Origin of the sequence: Bradyrhizobium sp. USDA 241 (assembly GCF_049739505.1) — a bacterium.
In the GTDB taxonomy this organism is placed as follows: domain Bacteria; phylum Pseudomonadota; class Alphaproteobacteria; order Rhizobiales; family Xanthobacteraceae; genus Bradyrhizobium; species Bradyrhizobium liaoningense.
In genome coordinates this window covers 1,878,177-1,892,797 of record NZ_JBMGPZ010000004.1, presented here as the reverse complement: position 1 = coordinate 1,892,797, position 14,621 = coordinate 1,878,177, and the positions used below count along the sequence as shown (strand labels likewise).

The window sequence follows — 14,621 nt, the reverse complement described above, 5'->3', positions numbered from 1 at the left end:
TGTCCGAACGTTTCTGCTCAAGGAGTTCGAGCGTTTCTCGTTCGGGTACCGTGCCGATGGTACGGCACCGATCCAGAACAAGGTCGGAGCCTTTCTGGCGGATCCATTGCTCGATCGGATACTCACCGCCCCTGCAAGAGATTTGCACATCCGTCAGATTATGGACGCAGGCCAAGTCCTCTTGGTTAATCTAGCCAAGGGAAACATCGGAGAAGATAGCTCATCTCTACTCGGTGGATTGCTTGTCACAACCATCGGACTTGCTGCGTTTAGCAGGGCCGACATACCAGCAACTGAGCGTCGAGGCTTCTTCGTCTACATCGATGAGTTCTTCCAGAGCTTTACCACCCTGGCCTTGGCAAATATGTTTTCTGAGATGCGGAAGTATCGCGTTGGCTTCACGGTCGCCCATCAATATCTAAACCAGCTTGAGCCGGACGTGCGCCACGCGGTCCTCGGTAACGCAGGTACTGTGGTCTCATTTCGAGTTGGCATTGAAGATGCGCCGTACCTTGCGCGGGAATTTCATGGGAAGTTCGACGAGATGGACCTTCTGCAGTTGCCGAACTACCGCATCTATCTCAAGCTTATGATCGACGGAATACAGAGCTGGCCCCGCAAATTCGGACAGTAGCTTGAGTGGATTTTCTGCCTGACAGCGGCGAGGATTCTTGCTGCGAATCAGGAGCGAAGATGACGAAGAAGAGCCGCCGGACGCATTCTCCGGCATTCAAGGCGAAGGTTGCTTTGGCTGCGGTCAAAGGCGACAAGACACTGGCGGAGCTGGCGCAACTGTTTGATGTTCATCCGAACCAGATCACGATCTGGAAAAACCAGCTCCTGGAAGGCGCCGCCGGCGTGTTTGGGCATGACAAGACATCGGCCGAGACGCCGGTCGATTTGAAGGCGTTACATGCCAAGATCGGCGAGCTGGCGTTGGAAAACGATTTTTTGTCCGGCGCGCTCACCAAGGCGGGCCTGCTGAGCGCAAAGCGATGATCGACCGCGATCATGATCTTTCTATCGTGCGCCAGGCGAAGGTCCTGAAGCTGGCTCGCAGCACGGTCTACTATGAACCTCGGCCAGTTTCGGCCGAGGACCTTGCCTTGATGCGTCGGCTCGATGAGCTGCATCTCGATTATCCCTTCGCGGGAGCGCGTATGCTGCGATCGTTGCTGCGGCGGGAGGGCGTATACGCCGGTCGCCGCCACATCGCGACGCTGATGAAGCGCATGGGGATCGAGGCGGTCTATCGTCGCCCGAACACGAGCAAGCCGGCTCCGGGTCACAAGATCTACCCGTACCTGTTGCGCGGATTGAAGATCGAGCGGCCCGACCATGCGTGGGCAATGGACATCACCTACATTCCGATGCGGCGTGGCTTCGTCTATCTCGCGGCGGTCGTCGATGTGTTCAGCCGACGGGTCCTGGCCCATCGCGTCTCGATCACAATGGAGGCGGCCTTCTGCGTCGAAGCGGTCCAGGAGGCGTTGGCGAAGCACGGCAGGCCCGAGATTTTCAACACGGATCAGGGCAGCCAGTTCACCAGCCTCGAGTTCACCGATGTGCTGCTGGACGCGAAGATCGCCATCAGCATGGACGGCAAGGGCGCCTGGCGCGACAACGTGTTTGTCGAGCGGCTCTGGCGCACGGTCAAATACGAAGAAGTATATCTCCGCGCCTACGACAGCGTGTCCGAGGCGCGAGCGTCAATTGCCAAGTATCTGGCCTTCTACAATCAGGGACGCCCTCACTCGAGCCTTGACGGGCGCACGCCCGACGAGGCTTACTTCGGCACGCAAGCTATGGTGATGGCCGCATGACCGTCGCCGACGGTTTTGTCGTCGCTCTGGTCGGGCTACGCCCTCCCGACGCAACGACAAAACCGTAAAGCCCCGCGTTCAGCATAACCCGGCAGGAATCCACTTAAATCCAGCGGGGCGCTGTCCAAACAACCGGGGCCAGCTCTCCCTTCATCGCGAGTGGTTTTTCTTTCGCACGTTCGCCCGCTTGGTCAAGAACTTCATTGAGGATTGCTGGTATCAGGTGATCAAGTTCGGAAGCGGCCTCCGCACTGGATCGCCGCGCGCTTGCTGCCTTAGCATGCAGCTGGTCGAACCACTGTTGGTTTTCCGGCGGCGGAACGGGTGCCTCAATTGCATTGAGCGCTTCTAAACCAAGCGTCCGATTCCGGCCCGCGCCGCCTGGCGAAGCCTCACCGAGAAGCTCTAAGCCTTCAGTCGTTAGAAAAACGTATCGTACGGCGGATTGCAAAAGACGCGATGATTTTCCAAATCCTGAATGAGGCCATTGTCTTTCTTGGTGAAGAAGGTGGCACAGGTCGTATTTGCCTCGGATGCGCACGGATCGAGCGTGAATTTGAATTCCGCGTTTAGTTCGTTAAAGCAGGACCGTGGCGTGGGCCACTCGTCTGTCCGGTTGCTGTAAAGTGCTGAGCTGATCGTCGGTGTCTTCGTTGAAGAGGACAGCCACTTATATGCAAACCGAGTTCCTGAACACGAACGCGATGTGCTGCTACGTGCGCGAGCGATGACAGATGTTGCGTCGCGTGCAGGCTTCACATTGTCGTTAGTCGACCTAGCGTTTTTCGCGATCAAATGCCCGACCGCGTCTTCAACGGCGGAGCTCGTACGTAAGCCTAAATAGGGGTTGCGTGAAATCCAGCACAATCTGAAGACGACGTCGCAAAACTCTGTTACCGTTGCAACGATTCTCGCGAAGACACTGCCCAAAGTGGCGAGCGAGATGGTGCTGCACGTGCTCGCCTACAACCTCACGCGTGTGATGAACATCGTCGGTATCAAACCGTTCCTCGCGGCGATCAGGCTTGAGGAGCGCGTCATGGCGTCCGCCGCGAGACCGTTAGGGTCGCTCAGCATGGCCCGAGGCTGTGCCCGGATTGACGCCGGACCCGATACAGCAAAAATAGACTCAGCCGCTCGCGTCAGGATCACGCCCGGTTACTTGCAGTTATTGGGGTACGAAAAACGTTTCCACACGGCCTGGACCCACCTCAGACATTGCAAAGAAGAAAGCAACCGCTAGCAATTCATAGCTCGCAAAAAAGCCCCGGTGGGCCGGGGCTTTGGTTTGCGCAGACAGGAGCGATCAGTATCTCGCCGCGACAGGAGCTTTTCCATACCCGCCGAAGCGATAGTTGAAGCGCACAGTGACCATATCCACGTCTTGGCTGATCCGGTCGTTGAGTACGGCCGCAAGCCGCGGATCGGCCACGGAGAAGGAGTTGTTCGCATGTCCCATCCACAGATGGTCGTATTCAACACCGACCGACCAGTTTTGTGCGAAGCCATACTCCCAGCCGACACCTAGCGCGCCGCCCCAGCGCGTGTTATCTGCCGAGACCAGACCGATCCCGGTGGTGTTGTCGAATATTGTCAGGCGATTGCTGGTTACGGCCGCGCCGCCCTTCACGTAGAGCAGTGACGCGTTCCACGCCCAACCGAGTTGGCCCGTGAAGAGGCCGATACCGTCGGTCTTAACTGTGGTTGAAAGCGTCGGGTTGAACAGGCTGACGCGCGTGTTGCTGAGGTCGGCCCAATCGCCCTGCGCTTCCAATCCGAACACAAACTGATTGGTCTGCCAACGATATCCGATTTGTCCGCCAACGACGCCTCCGGAACGATCACGGCAACCGCTTGCAACTGTTCCTGCGAGCGTGACGAAATCCACGCAATTGTGGCTTTGGCCCCATCCGCCGTTGGCGCCGATGTAGAAACCAGTCCAGTCATAGATCGGAGCGACCACCGGCGGCGGAGCCTTGGTGTAGGGGCGAGCCGCCAAATCAGCCGCCGCCGCAGGGGCGGATAGAGCCACGGCCATCATCCCGGCCGCGACAATCAGAAGCTTTTTCATTACGAGAAATCTCCCAGAAAGAAGTTCAAAAAAGCACGACGCCCACCTAGGAATCGATACTATCCCGTTCGCCTGAATGTTGATGTAGCTAATCCGCAACACTCGGCTCAGATATTGCAATTCCTTATCATGGAACCAAATGCACTCAGGGTGCATATTGGCCCCTGGAGAGAGTCGAGGGAGTTTGGACTGTAGATCGCGATCGGGGCTGTCCCGCGCGCCGGCACGAACGATATCGGTCAGTGGATCATCAACCGCGGACGGCTGACGGAAAGCAAGAACATTGGTAGTCTCGGTCATGGCGTATCGCTCTCCTCGAGAGGTTCTGGCAGGCTCGTCACCCGCCTCGATACGCCGCCTTCCTCACACCGTCATCACCCAGATTCCGCCATAGCTCTATTGGGCATTTGCCTCAGTGCAATTCAAAGCGCCCGCGAAAATTGAGACGTACAAAATCGGTGATTTCATTCTCGCCTCCTGAGAGTGAACAATAATCTACACTACCCTCACTGCATATAATTCACAATTCATGTTTCGCACTTTGCAGTGTCGGGATTGCCATTTCACGACAGTATCGTTGATGCATATGGAGCCTACATCGGCAACTACGTAGCCGCATGGCCTGAACGCGGACCAACGTCCCCAGGTCTCCGCGCGAGCGCCCGGGTTTTGGGCTAGCCGTCTCGGCATCGACCGCTGAAGTTATCGCAGGTACCCGCGAAGGCCTCTTTTTGCTTTTGCATTTTCAAAGCAAAAGCGCGTGCCGACGTCTGCACGATCGATCCACCAATCGACCTTATGCCCTTTTGCAATTCGGGAAGCGTCTCCGCGCAGTAGATCGAGCCGTCTTCCGGCTGCGTGGACGATCAGGCCATTTCCCTTTGGCATAAGCGCGAATCCTGACAGTCTCCAGTCGCGCACCCGAAAGAGAGCCCCCAGTACGGACAGCATGCCGAGGCGAGACGCTGGACTGCCGTGAGCCAGAGATCAAGCCACACCTCAATCAGGACGGTTGTGCAGATGCAGAGCAGCATCACGCACCGGCCAAATTCACACCGCATGACAGCAATCGGCGGTAGGATCTTCGTTCGCGCTTTGAGGTAGAATCCAAGCACACTCGAGAAAACGGCAGGTGCCAATCGCGCATAAGAAAATCTCACGTCTGAAACAACGAGCAAATTGCTATCGCAACCAACGGCTGTCCACCGGAAAACGAGCAGCTTCCGACAGCATTATGCAACCGCAGCAAATGTCGCGATGGGCCAGAAGCGACCTCACCAACAGGGCGATTCTAGCGCAAAAGGTACCTTCTATCTTGCCTCCACGAGGGTTGAATACTGGCCCGTGTTTTGGAATGCCACCCCGATGAAGTCTCCTTGTCGCCAGATGAGGCGACAAGGGTAGGTGGTGCGAAACTCATCGAAGGAAAGCGAAAACTCGGTCGGCAGAAGCGTGAGTCCATTAAGCTGAATGCCAGCGCCTCTATTGGAGAGATCACGTACCAAGCAGGGCTCGGAGGTGATGTGTCCCGGAACTGAGAGAAAAACACCTCGCCGCACCGACTGCCTTTCAATCGACCGCCGGGACCAATTCTTTCCTTCCCATTGACGGACCTTTTCTTGCAACTTCTTTAGCTCTCGGTACTGGCGCTCCAGACTCACGCTCTCCTCCGCTTTGTTGGCGCTTCCCACAGGTTCCGAAATGCAACAACCGCCGCGATAGTATATTAGAGCAATCCTGAGGTTGAGGGAATTCCGGACAACTACCGTTCGTGGCCTATCCAAATTTGGGCAGGGTCCTACTTAGAACAGCGTCGAAGCCCGACGAAGTCATCTAGCCCGTCTTATTCGCGAGAGGGCGCCTGAGAGGCTGGCGAGCGTGGTGTAAAGCGCTGATGCGGCGTAGGATTCGGTTGCGAAGCCACCCCATCACCTTCAACCGCGAACGCCACGCCCGCCATGACCGATGATACGATTTCAGACCACTATCGAGAAGCAAGAATTCAACACAAATAAAACCTCTGCCTCGCGCTCGATCTCTTCATGCTTGATAGTCTCGTTTCGGAGGCTGAGCACCTACCGCGTCTAATAGGCCGCTCGCGCCGGTTTCTTTGGACGCGGCACGACCGCGACTCCACGTTTCGGCACAGAAATGATCGGGAGTCACTCAATCTTTCTTCAACTTAACCCGTCTTATTCGTAAGAGTGCGCCTGAGGGGTAAAGCGCTGATGCGGCGTAGGATTCGGTTGCGAAGCCAACCCCATCACCTCCAACCGCGAACGCCACGCCCGCCATGACCGACGATACGATTCCGCCCTTCTCGTTTCCAGCCGTTCACGCCAAGAAAGTCACAGCTGCCTTCGATGGTGGGCGCCTAACCTCGAACGGGGGCGTGATGCTTCTGGCGATGGCCGAGCGGCGTCTCGGTTTGGCCAACAATCTGGCCCGGGTGTTCCCGGATCGGCGCGATCCGACGCGGGTCGTGCACAGCCTGGTCGATATGTTCCGCGCTCGCATGTTCGCGATCTGCTGCGGCTACGAGGACGCCGACGACCTCGATCATCTGAGGTCCGATCCGGCATTCAAGCTGGCCTGCGGTCGCCTACCGGACACGGGCCGGGATTTGTGTTCCCAGCCGACGCTGTCGCGGCTGGAGAATGCTCCGCGCCTGCGCGACGTGATCCGGCTGACCTACACTTTGGTCGACGCATGGATGGATAGCTACCCGCGCGAGCCGGCATCCGTCACGCTCGACATCGATGATACCTGCGACGTCGTCCACGGCCATCAGCAGCTCTCGCTGTTCAACGCTCATTATGACGAACGCTGCTTCCTGCCGATCCACGTCTACGACACGGAGAAGAGCCGGCCCGTGGCCGTCGTGCTGCGGCCCGGCAAGACGCCGGGCGGCGTCGAGGTGCGTGCCCATCTGCGCCGCCTGGTACGGCATATCCGGACGCGATGGCACAACACGCAAATTACGTTCCGTGGCGACGGGCACTATGCCCGGCCGGAGGCAATGGCGTGGTGCGAGACCAACGGCATCGACTACATCTTCGGTCTGTCCGGCACCAAGCCTCTCGCCAGAAAAGTCGACGAGGTCGCCGACGACATCCGCACCCGACGCGCCATCGAGAACCTGCCGGTTCTGCGTGGCTATACCGAGACGCGCCACAAGGCAAAGTCCTGGGATCGCGAACGGCGCACTGTCGCCCGTATTGAGGCGACGATGCTCGGCCTCGACATCCGTTTCGTCGTCACCAGCCTCGATGTCGGCTCGGCCGATGGATCTACGACAGCCTGTATTGCGCGCGCGGCCAAGCCGAGAATCTGATCAAGCTGCATAAGACGCAGCTCGCCTCCGACCGCACCAGCTGCCGTTCGGCGCTCGCCAACCAGGTCCGTCTCGTGCTCCATACGGCCGCTTATTGGCTGATGCTGACCGTGCGCGACGCCATTCCCAAAGTCCGGGAATTGGCCGCTGCCGAGTTCGCGACGCTGCGTCTTCGGCTCTTGAAAATCGCCGCCCGTGTCGTCGAGACCACGAGCCGCATTCGCCTTGCGTTTGCCGCGGCATGTCCCGAAGCCGACCTGATCTGCGGCTTGCCCGGCGCGCTGCTGCCGCTCGGTCCTTGACCGGCGGGGCGTCCGCCCCCGTTCGCCGAGCTATGGCTGATTTTGGGTGACGCGGCCTGATCAGGCGGCGTGGCTTTCAGTGTTCGGAATGACTTCGATTCCGTCGATGAACTTTACACCGGCGATGACTTTCGGCAACTGGTTCGTGCTCTTCAATCGCCGCCAGGTCTTCGATGCGGCGTCGATGAGCTTGAACACCATCAGCTTCGCAGTTTGTTGCGACAGCGATCCCTTGGTCCGCACCGTTCGGTGGCGCACCGTGGCGAAGACGCTCTCGATCGGGTTCGAGCTGCGTAGGTCGATCCAGTGCTCAGCAGGGAAGTCGAAGAAGGCGAGCAGCGCATGGCGATCCTTGATCAGGCACTCCACCGCACGTCCGTATTTGACGTGGTATTTCTCGACGAAGACGTCGATCGCGGTTTCAGCTTCGGCCCGGTGTGGGGCCAGATAGATGTTCCGCAGGTCGTTCTTCATGGGGCCCTGCACGGATTTGGCGACCTTGTCGAGTACGTTGCTCACTTTATGGCACCAGCATCGTTGGTGCCGCGTGCCGGGAAAGGCCTCGTCCAGTGCCTTCCAGAAGCCGAGGGCGCCGTCGCCGATGGCGAGTTGCGGGGCAATCCGTAACCCGCGTTGCCGCAGGTCGATCAGGAGTTCGCGCCAGCTCTGCGCGCTCTCGCGCACGCCGACCTGGAAGCCGATCAGCTCCTTCTTGCCTTCCGGCGTGGTGCCAATCAGCACCAGCATGCATTCGCTGTGATCTTCCATGCGGGCCTGCAGGTACACGCCATCGGCCCAGATGTAGACATAGCGACGCGCCGACAGATCGCGTCTCTGCCAGCGTTCGTACTCGACCTGCCAATCGGCCTTCAGGCCGGCGATCACCGAAGGCGACAGGTTCGGCGCATCCTTGCCGAGCAGCGCCGAGAGCGCCTCCTGGAAGTCGCCGGTCGAGATGCCGCGCAAATAGAGGACCGGGATCAAGGCATCCAGGCTCTTCGTCCGCCGCGCCCATAGCGGCAGGATTGCCGAACTGAAGCGGAGGCGGTCGCCTGGCCCGCTCGCTCCGCGGTCGCGGACCTTGGGACGAGCGACCTCCACCGGACCGATGCCGGTCGCAATCTCGCGCACCGGACCGTGCCCATGTCGGACCAGGCGCGCTCGACCGTCGGGCAGCGTCAGATTGGCCGTGCTGGCCAGAAACGCGCCAACCTCGATCTCGATCGCCCTGGCAAGCAGGTCCCGCGCGCCGGCACGAACGATATCGGTCAGTGGATCATCAACCGCGGACGGCTGACGGAAAGCAAGAACATTGGTAGTCTCGGTCATGGCGTATCGCTCTCCTCGAGAGGTTCTGGCAGGCTCGTCACCCGCCTCGATACGCCGCCTTCCTCACACCGTCATCACCCAGATTCCGCCATAGCTCCCGTTCGCCCAACCCATCCCTCAAGCGCGTTGCAAAGTACCGGTCGTCAGGCGGCGAAAAGCCGAAGGCAATCCTGTGCGCCTCGTCAGACAAGATGTGCGGCCGCATCAATCGGGCCCAAAAGCCGCACTCTCACGAATAGGACGGGCTAGGCCGCCAGAACCGGCGCGGCGTCGGCGCTCGGGCTAGCAAACTGGTACGGCTGCTATCCCTGGTCCGGTTTGCGGTGCCAAACGGACAAACACGGCAATTGCAATGTCCGCCGTGGGTCTCATCGGGATTTTCGTCGAGGCAGATGGCTGGGCCGGATAAGCCGAGCTGCTGGGAATTCCAGATCTATGCCATGGCTTGACCAGGAAACGCAATTTGCCGGCGAGGATCGCCGGGATCACGTCCAGCACCTCGCTGACGTCCTCGCAGATCTTGTGGAGCTGGCCCTGGCGGCACGGGCAGGCAGTCGCCTCCGGCTCCAGCACCTGCTCACACCGCAGCAGGTGCTTGGGCAGCGCGCCGATGTTGCGGCGCGCCTTCTTGCGTAGCTTATCAGACGGCTTCGCCGCAGGCGCATCGTCGTTGGCAGCCGCAGGCTGGGGTGGCGCCGATCTCAAGGTCGTCAAGCTCAAGCGCGAGTTGCTCGGCCACGAGCGTGGCAAGCCGCTCCGAGCGCCTCCCGAAGATCATCTCCTTGAGCGTCTGCATCGCCACGCGCAGCTTCTCGCTCTCGACGTCAAGCGCGAGCCTCATCTCGGTCAGAGCCGCCGGATCGGTCGGGAGAGCATCGGGGCGAATCGCCATGATCGAACGATACATGCGCCCACTCCATGCTCCAGCGAAATCCTCACCTCTCAGCCAACAACGGCCGGCTGCTTCACAGGCTTAGGTGAGACACGCGTCCACATCGAAATATCCCCTCTGGGGAGTCTGACGAATCACCTGCCATCGAAGTTACAGTGTTCGAACCGACGCATCCGCTGTTCGGCCGCACGTTCCGCGTCATTCGCCGCTCGGTTCATCGTGGCGGGGGCTTCCCGCTTTCGTACGAGGTCGAATATCGAGACGGTGCCAGCCTTTTGATTCCGGTCGCGGCGACCGAACCACGGATGTCGATGGAGAATCGAACGAAGCTGAGTGTCGAGGCACTACACGATCTGACCTCTCTGGTTGAGCAGCTCGAACACGATGCCGATCGATCCAAAAGACCTTTGGGCCACGCTGTCAACGACACTGCAGCGCCAAATCGTCAGCGAGGTCGCCGCGGTGCTGGCGGAGGCAAGTCATGAAATCCGAGCTGATCAAACCGATACACCTGGCGCGACGGGCGGTCGTGTACATCCGGCAATCGACGACCCATCAGGTGGTGACCAACCAAGAGAGTCTGCGATTGCAATACGCGCTTCGCCAACGCGCCATCGAGCTCGGCTGGCCCGAAGCTGGCATCGACGTCATCGACGCTGATCTCGGCATCAGTGGAGCGTCGGCGGCTCAGCGCAGCGGCTTCAAGGAGTTGGTCGGACGTGTTGGGCTCAAAGAGGTTGGTCTGATCCTGTCGATCGACGTGACGCGCCTCGCCCGCAATTGCTCGGATTGGTATCCGCTGCTCGATATCTGCGGGCTGCACGGCTGCCTCATCGCCGACCGTGACGGCGTCTATGACCCTGGCAGCGCGAATGGTCGACTGCTGCTTGGCCTAAAGGGGACGATATCGGAGCTCGAGCTCCATACGATACGTAGTCGATTGACGGCTGGTCTTCTTGCCAAGGCGGAGCGCGGTGAGCTTGCGCTCACCTTACCGATCGGCCTTGTCCGCGATCCGTCTGGCGTCGTCGTCAAGGACCCGAATCTGGAGGTGCAGGAACGGCTCGAGCTGTTGTTCGAGACCTTCCTAAAAGTGCGCACCATTGCCAAGGTCATGCGTGAGTTCAACGACCGTGGTCTGGAGCTGCCGCGCCGCGATCGTCACGGCGATCTGCATTGGGCGCGGGCGACGACATCCGCGGTCGCAGCGATTCTGAAGAATCCTGCCTATGCGGGCGCCTTCGTCTACGGACGGACACGACTGCGCCGACCGTCGGACGGAAGATTGCCGACGAAGGTGCCAAAGCCGATCGAGCAATGGCGGATCATCGTCAAGGACCGCTATCCTCCCTATATCGCCTGGCAAAGCTACGAGAAGATCAGGGGCATCGTCAGCGACAACCGAGCAGAATACATGCGCAACAAGACCAGGGGTGCTCCACGTGAGGGCGAACTACTGCTGCAAGGCATCGCATGGTGCGGAAGATGCGGTCACAAGATGTACGCTCGCTACAAGGGGGGAGCCGAGTACGTCTGCAATCACTTGCATTCGCATCAAGGGCTGCCGGCATGTCAATACATCCGTGCTCGCCGCGTCGACGCCGCCGTGGCGCAAGCGTTCCTCACAGCGCTGGCGCCGGCCGAGATCGACGCATTGTCGTGCGCTCGTCGCGCTCAGCAACAGGCGTACAAAGCAATGCAGAGCGGTGCCGAGCAGCAGCTCGAACGCCGGCGCTATGAAGCAGCGCTCGCCGAACGTCAGTTCAACCGCGTCGATCCTGACAACCGGCTTGTCGCCGCCGAACTCGAGTGCCGTTGGGAGGTGGCTCTGAAGGAGGTCCGAGTGGCAGAGGAGGCCCTGGCCCGTTTGAAGTCTCCCCAGGCTATCGCTCAGATCACCGTCGGCAACAAGGTGCTGAACGACAAAGTCGTCCGCCTCTCCGGCCGTCTGCCTGAGATCTGGACGGACCCGGGCACGACGAGCTATGGCTGATTTTGGGTGACGCGGCCTGATCAGGCGGCGTGGCTTTCAGTGTTCGGAATGACTTCGATTCCGTCGATGAACTTTACACCGGCGATGACTTTCGGCAACTGGTTCGTGCTCTTCAATCGCCGCCAGGTCTTCGATGCGGCGTCGATGAGCTTGAACACCATCAGCTTCGCAGTTTGTTGCGACAGCGATCCCTTGGTCCGCACCGTTCGGTGGCGCACCGTGGCGAAGACGCTCTCGATCGGGTTCGAGCTGCGTAGGTGGATCCAGTGCTCAGCAGGGAAGTCGAAGAAGGCGAGCAGCGCATGGCGATCCTTGATCAGGCACTCCACCGCACGTCCGTATTTGACGTGGTATTTCTCGACGAAGACGTCGATCGCGGTTTCAGCTTCGGCCCGGTGTGGGGCCAGATAGATGTTCCGCAGGTCGTTCTTCATGGGACCCTGCACGGATTTGGCGACCTTGTCGAGTACGTTGCTCACTTTATGGCACCAGCATCGTTGGTGCCGCGTGCCGGGAAAGGCCTCGTCCAGTGCCTTCCAGAAGCCGAGGGCGCCGTCGCCGATGGCGAGTTGCGGGGCAATCCGTAACCCGCGTTGCCGCAGGTCGATCAGGAGTTCGCGCCAGCTCTGCGCGCTCTCGCGCACGCCGACCTGGAAGCCGATCAGCTCCTTCTTGCCTTCCGGCGTGGTGCCAATCAGCACCAGCATGCATTCGCTGTGATCTTCCATGCGGGCCTGCAGGTACACGCCATCGGCCCAGATGTAGACATAGCGACGCGCCGACAGATCGCGTCTCTGCCAGCGTTCGTACTCGACCTGCCAATCGGCCTTCAGGCCGGCGATCACCGAAGGCGACAGGTTCGGCGCATCCTTGCCGAGCAGCGCCGAGAGCGCCTCCTGGAAGTCGCCGGTCGAGATGCCGCGCAAATAGAGGACCGGGATCAAGGCATCCAGGCTCTTCGTCCGCCGCGCCCATAGCGGCAGGATTGCCGAACTGAAGCGGAGGCGGTCGCCTGGCCCGCTCGCTCCGCGGTCGCGGACCTTGGGACGAGCGACCTCCACCGGACCGATGCCGGTCGCAATCTCGCGCACCGGACCGTGCCCATGTCGGACCAGGCGCGCTCGACCGTCGGGCAGCGTCAGATTGGCCGTGCTGGCCAGAAACGCGCCAACCTCGATCTCGATCGCCCTGGCAAGCAGGTCCCGCGCGCCGGCACGAACGATATCGGTCAGTGGATCATCAACCGCGGACGGCTGACGGAAAGCAAGAACATTGGTAGTCTCGGTCATGGCGTATCGCTCTCCTCGAGAGGTTCTGGCAGGCTCGTCACCCGCCTCGATACGCCGCCTTCCTCACACCGTCATCACCCAGATTCCGCCATAGCTCGGCACGACCGACGCGAAACGCAAGGCGCTGCTGCGCTGTCTTATTGACAAGGTGATCCTCGACCGCGGCGAGCACGACGTCGTCAGAATGAGGATCGTCTGGCGCGGCGGAGCCGTCACCGACATCGAGGTAAAGATGCGCGTCAACTCAGTAGCCGATCTTACCCAAGGCGCGGAGATGCGAGAACGCGTGCTTGAGCTCGCCCGCGCCAAGATGCACGACGACGAGATCGCTGCCAAGTTGACGAGCGAAGGACACCGGTCACCAAATTGCCCCGACAAGGTGCTGCCGATCACCGTTCAGCGCATTCGCTTGCACGCCGGCCTCAAGGGGCTTACCGAGCAACGTACACGATGGCGGCATTCAACCGACTTGCTCAGCGCACAGCAACTTGCAGGCGTATTGAACATTCCCGTGAACTGGCTCTACGTCCAGATCAGGCAAGGGCGCCTTTTGATCGATCGTCATCCTTCCGGCGCACATCTGTTCTCCAACACGTCGCGCGTGATTGAGGCTGTTCGAAAACTACGCAATCATGAACTCGATCAGCTCGATCTCAGAATCACTGAGCCTCACGAGGAGGGGCATCAACATGCGTAATCGAGCAGCATCGCGAGCTGCGTCGCACTTAGATGCACCACACCGTCGCGGATCGGCGGCCAGGGATACGGATGCTCGCCTTCGATCCTGCGATTCCGCCACGCCTCGATCTTGGTATAGATCTTCTTGTTCAGGTTCGACACTGTGCTCGGGCTGACCCGGGTGCCCCACAGCGCCTCGGTGATGTCTTCGACCCGCCGAACCGAAATCCCGGCCAGATACATCTCGATCAGCGCCTCCTCAACCGAGCTCTCCCGCCTCCGGTAGCGCTCGATAATTGCCGTCTCGAAGGTTTGCCGCCGTAGCTTCGGAACCTTCAGATTGACGTCGCCGGCCTTGGTCTGCAGCGTTCGCTCGTAGCTGCCGGCCCGCGTGTCCTGCCGGCCCGGGCTGCGCTCATACCGCCCAGCACCGCACAGCTGGTCCGCTTCGGCCTCCAGCATCGCATTCAGTGTCTCTTCCACCGTCCCGCGGACCATCTCGCCCAGGTGATCTCGAATCCGGGCCTCATCAATCTGGATCACCTGACCCATGGCATTCCCATCGTTCATTCAAAGCTCCTTCATTCTAGAAGAAGCCGTCAATCCTGAAAGTGCGAAAGACTCTGTACGTTATCCGGACATGCCGCAGGGGATTGTACCCATACGGCTGGGACGGATCGCACGCGTTTAAGTAGATCACGTCTGACGCACGTCTCGTCGGAACTTGAGCCGCGACACGCTCCACCAAGTCTCCGTGAGGATCGATAAGAGCAAGTCCACACCCCCGCTCAATGTCCTGGAGCGCCATGGTCTCGATTAAAGTCGACTTTCCGGTACCCGTCTTGCCGATCATGTAGATGTGCGAGAAGCGGTCTTCGTCCTTGATCCCAGAGGGGCAATTGCCGTTGCG

General features: G+C 60.0%; 12 protein-coding genes and 2 pseudogenes. 7 read left to right on the top strand and 7 right to left on the bottom strand.

Annotation, left to right across the window (positions count from 1 at the left end; genetic code table 11):
• The first annotated feature begins 106 nt into the window (after positions 1-106).
• Together ABIF91_RS18640 and ABIF91_RS18635 are read left to right on the top strand one after the other, a co-directional pair.
• Positions 107-634 carry a hypothetical protein gene (locus ABIF91_RS18640; RefSeq protein WP_424579302.1) on the top strand — a complete coding sequence of 176 codons (528 nt, stop codon included), beginning with the start codon at positions 107-109 and terminating at the stop codon, positions 632-634.
• 59 nt (positions 635-693) lie between these two features.
• Positions 694-1,823, top strand: a protein-coding gene (locus tag ABIF91_RS18635; protein ID WP_129557670.1) for an IS3-like element ISRj2 family transposase whose coding sequence is annotated in 2 segments (ribosomal slippage) — positions 694-946 and positions 946-1,823 — 1,131 coding nt in all. Because the reading frame shifts where the segments join, the coding sequence is not laid out codon by codon here.
• Between the two features lie 420 nt (positions 1,824-2,243).
• Here the strand turns inward: ABIF91_RS18635 and ABIF91_RS18630 are convergent.
• Complete coding sequence (locus tag ABIF91_RS18630) at positions 2,244-2,582, bottom strand: DNA N-6-adenine-methyltransferase (protein WP_424579301.1); 339 nt, start codon at positions 2,580-2,582, stop codon at positions 2,244-2,246.
• 88 nt (positions 2,583-2,670) lie between these two features.
• On the opposite strand from ABIF91_RS18630, the gene ABIF91_RS18625 reads away from it, so the two are divergent.
• Positions 2,671-3,066 carry a hypothetical protein gene (locus ABIF91_RS18625; protein ID WP_284277798.1) on the top strand — a complete coding sequence of 132 codons (396 nt, stop codon included), beginning with the start codon at positions 2,671-2,673 and terminating at the stop codon, positions 3,064-3,066.
• A 63-nt stretch (positions 3,067-3,129) separates the two neighbouring features.
• Here ABIF91_RS18625 and ABIF91_RS18620 read toward each other — a convergent pair whose 3' ends face one another.
• Together ABIF91_RS18620 and ABIF91_RS18615 are read right to left on the bottom strand one after the other, a co-directional pair.
• Complete coding sequence (locus ABIF91_RS18620; protein ID WP_166346104.1) at positions 3,130-3,894, bottom strand: outer membrane protein; 765 nt, start codon at positions 3,892-3,894, stop codon at positions 3,130-3,132.
• Between the two features lie 1,310 nt (positions 3,895-5,204).
• Entirely contained in the window at positions 5,205-5,555 is a 351-nt protein-coding gene (locus ABIF91_RS18615) for a PilZ domain-containing protein (RefSeq protein WP_424579300.1), read from the bottom strand.
• Between the two features lie 632 nt (positions 5,556-6,187).
• Here ABIF91_RS18615 and ABIF91_RS18610 point away from each other — a divergent pair.
• A pseudogene (locus tag ABIF91_RS18610) lies at positions 6,188-7,530 on the top strand (IS1380 family transposase).
• A gap of 60 nt (positions 7,531-7,590) precedes the next feature.
• On the opposite strand, the gene ABIF91_RS18605 reads toward ABIF91_RS18610, so the two are convergent.
• Both ABIF91_RS18605 and ABIF91_RS18600 read right to left on the bottom strand, forming a co-directional pair.
• Positions 7,591-8,859, bottom strand: coding sequence for an IS256 family transposase (locus tag ABIF91_RS18605; RefSeq protein ID WP_424579277.1), 1,269 nt, complete (start codon positions 8,857-8,859; stop codon positions 7,591-7,593).
• Positions 8,860-9,499: 640 nt separating this feature from the next.
• A complete protein-coding gene (locus ABIF91_RS18600) occupies positions 9,500-9,766 on the bottom strand; it encodes a hypothetical protein (RefSeq protein ID WP_028182099.1) in 267 nt (88 codons plus the stop codon).
• A gap of 140 nt (positions 9,767-9,906) precedes the next feature.
• Here ABIF91_RS18600 and ABIF91_RS18595 point away from each other — a divergent pair, with 140 nt between their 5' ends.
• Positions 9,907-10,236, top strand: coding sequence for a hypothetical protein (locus ABIF91_RS18595; protein WP_035696893.1), 330 nt, complete (start codon positions 9,907-9,909; stop codon positions 10,234-10,236).
• Positions 10,233-11,744 carry a recombinase family protein gene (locus tag ABIF91_RS18590; RefSeq protein WP_424579299.1) on the top strand — a complete coding sequence of 504 codons (1,512 nt, stop codon included), beginning with the start codon at positions 10,233-10,235 and terminating at the stop codon, positions 11,742-11,744. The genes ABIF91_RS18595 and ABIF91_RS18590 overlap by 4 nt, the downstream gene beginning before the upstream one ends.
• Before the next feature lie 20 nt (positions 11,745-11,764).
• On the opposite strand, the gene ABIF91_RS18585 is transcribed toward ABIF91_RS18590, so the two are convergent.
• The gene (locus ABIF91_RS18585; protein ID WP_038952271.1) at positions 11,765-13,033 is read right to left on the bottom strand and encodes an IS256 family transposase; all 1,269 of its coding nucleotides are present in this window, start codon (positions 13,031-13,033) and stop codon (positions 11,765-11,767) included.
• Between the two features lie 148 nt (positions 13,034-13,181).
• Between ABIF91_RS18585 and ABIF91_RS18580 the strand changes: the two genes are divergently transcribed.
• Positions 13,182-13,730 carry a hypothetical protein gene (locus ABIF91_RS18580; protein WP_244430222.1) on the top strand — a complete coding sequence of 183 codons (549 nt, stop codon included), beginning with the start codon at positions 13,182-13,184 and terminating at the stop codon, positions 13,728-13,730.
• Between the two features lie 65 nt (positions 13,731-13,795).
• Here the strand turns inward: ABIF91_RS18580 and ABIF91_RS18575 are convergent.
• Positions 13,796-14,263: pseudogene (locus ABIF91_RS18575) on the bottom strand (transposase); the annotation flags it as partial.
• Between the last annotated feature and the right edge of the window lie 358 nt (positions 14,264-14,621).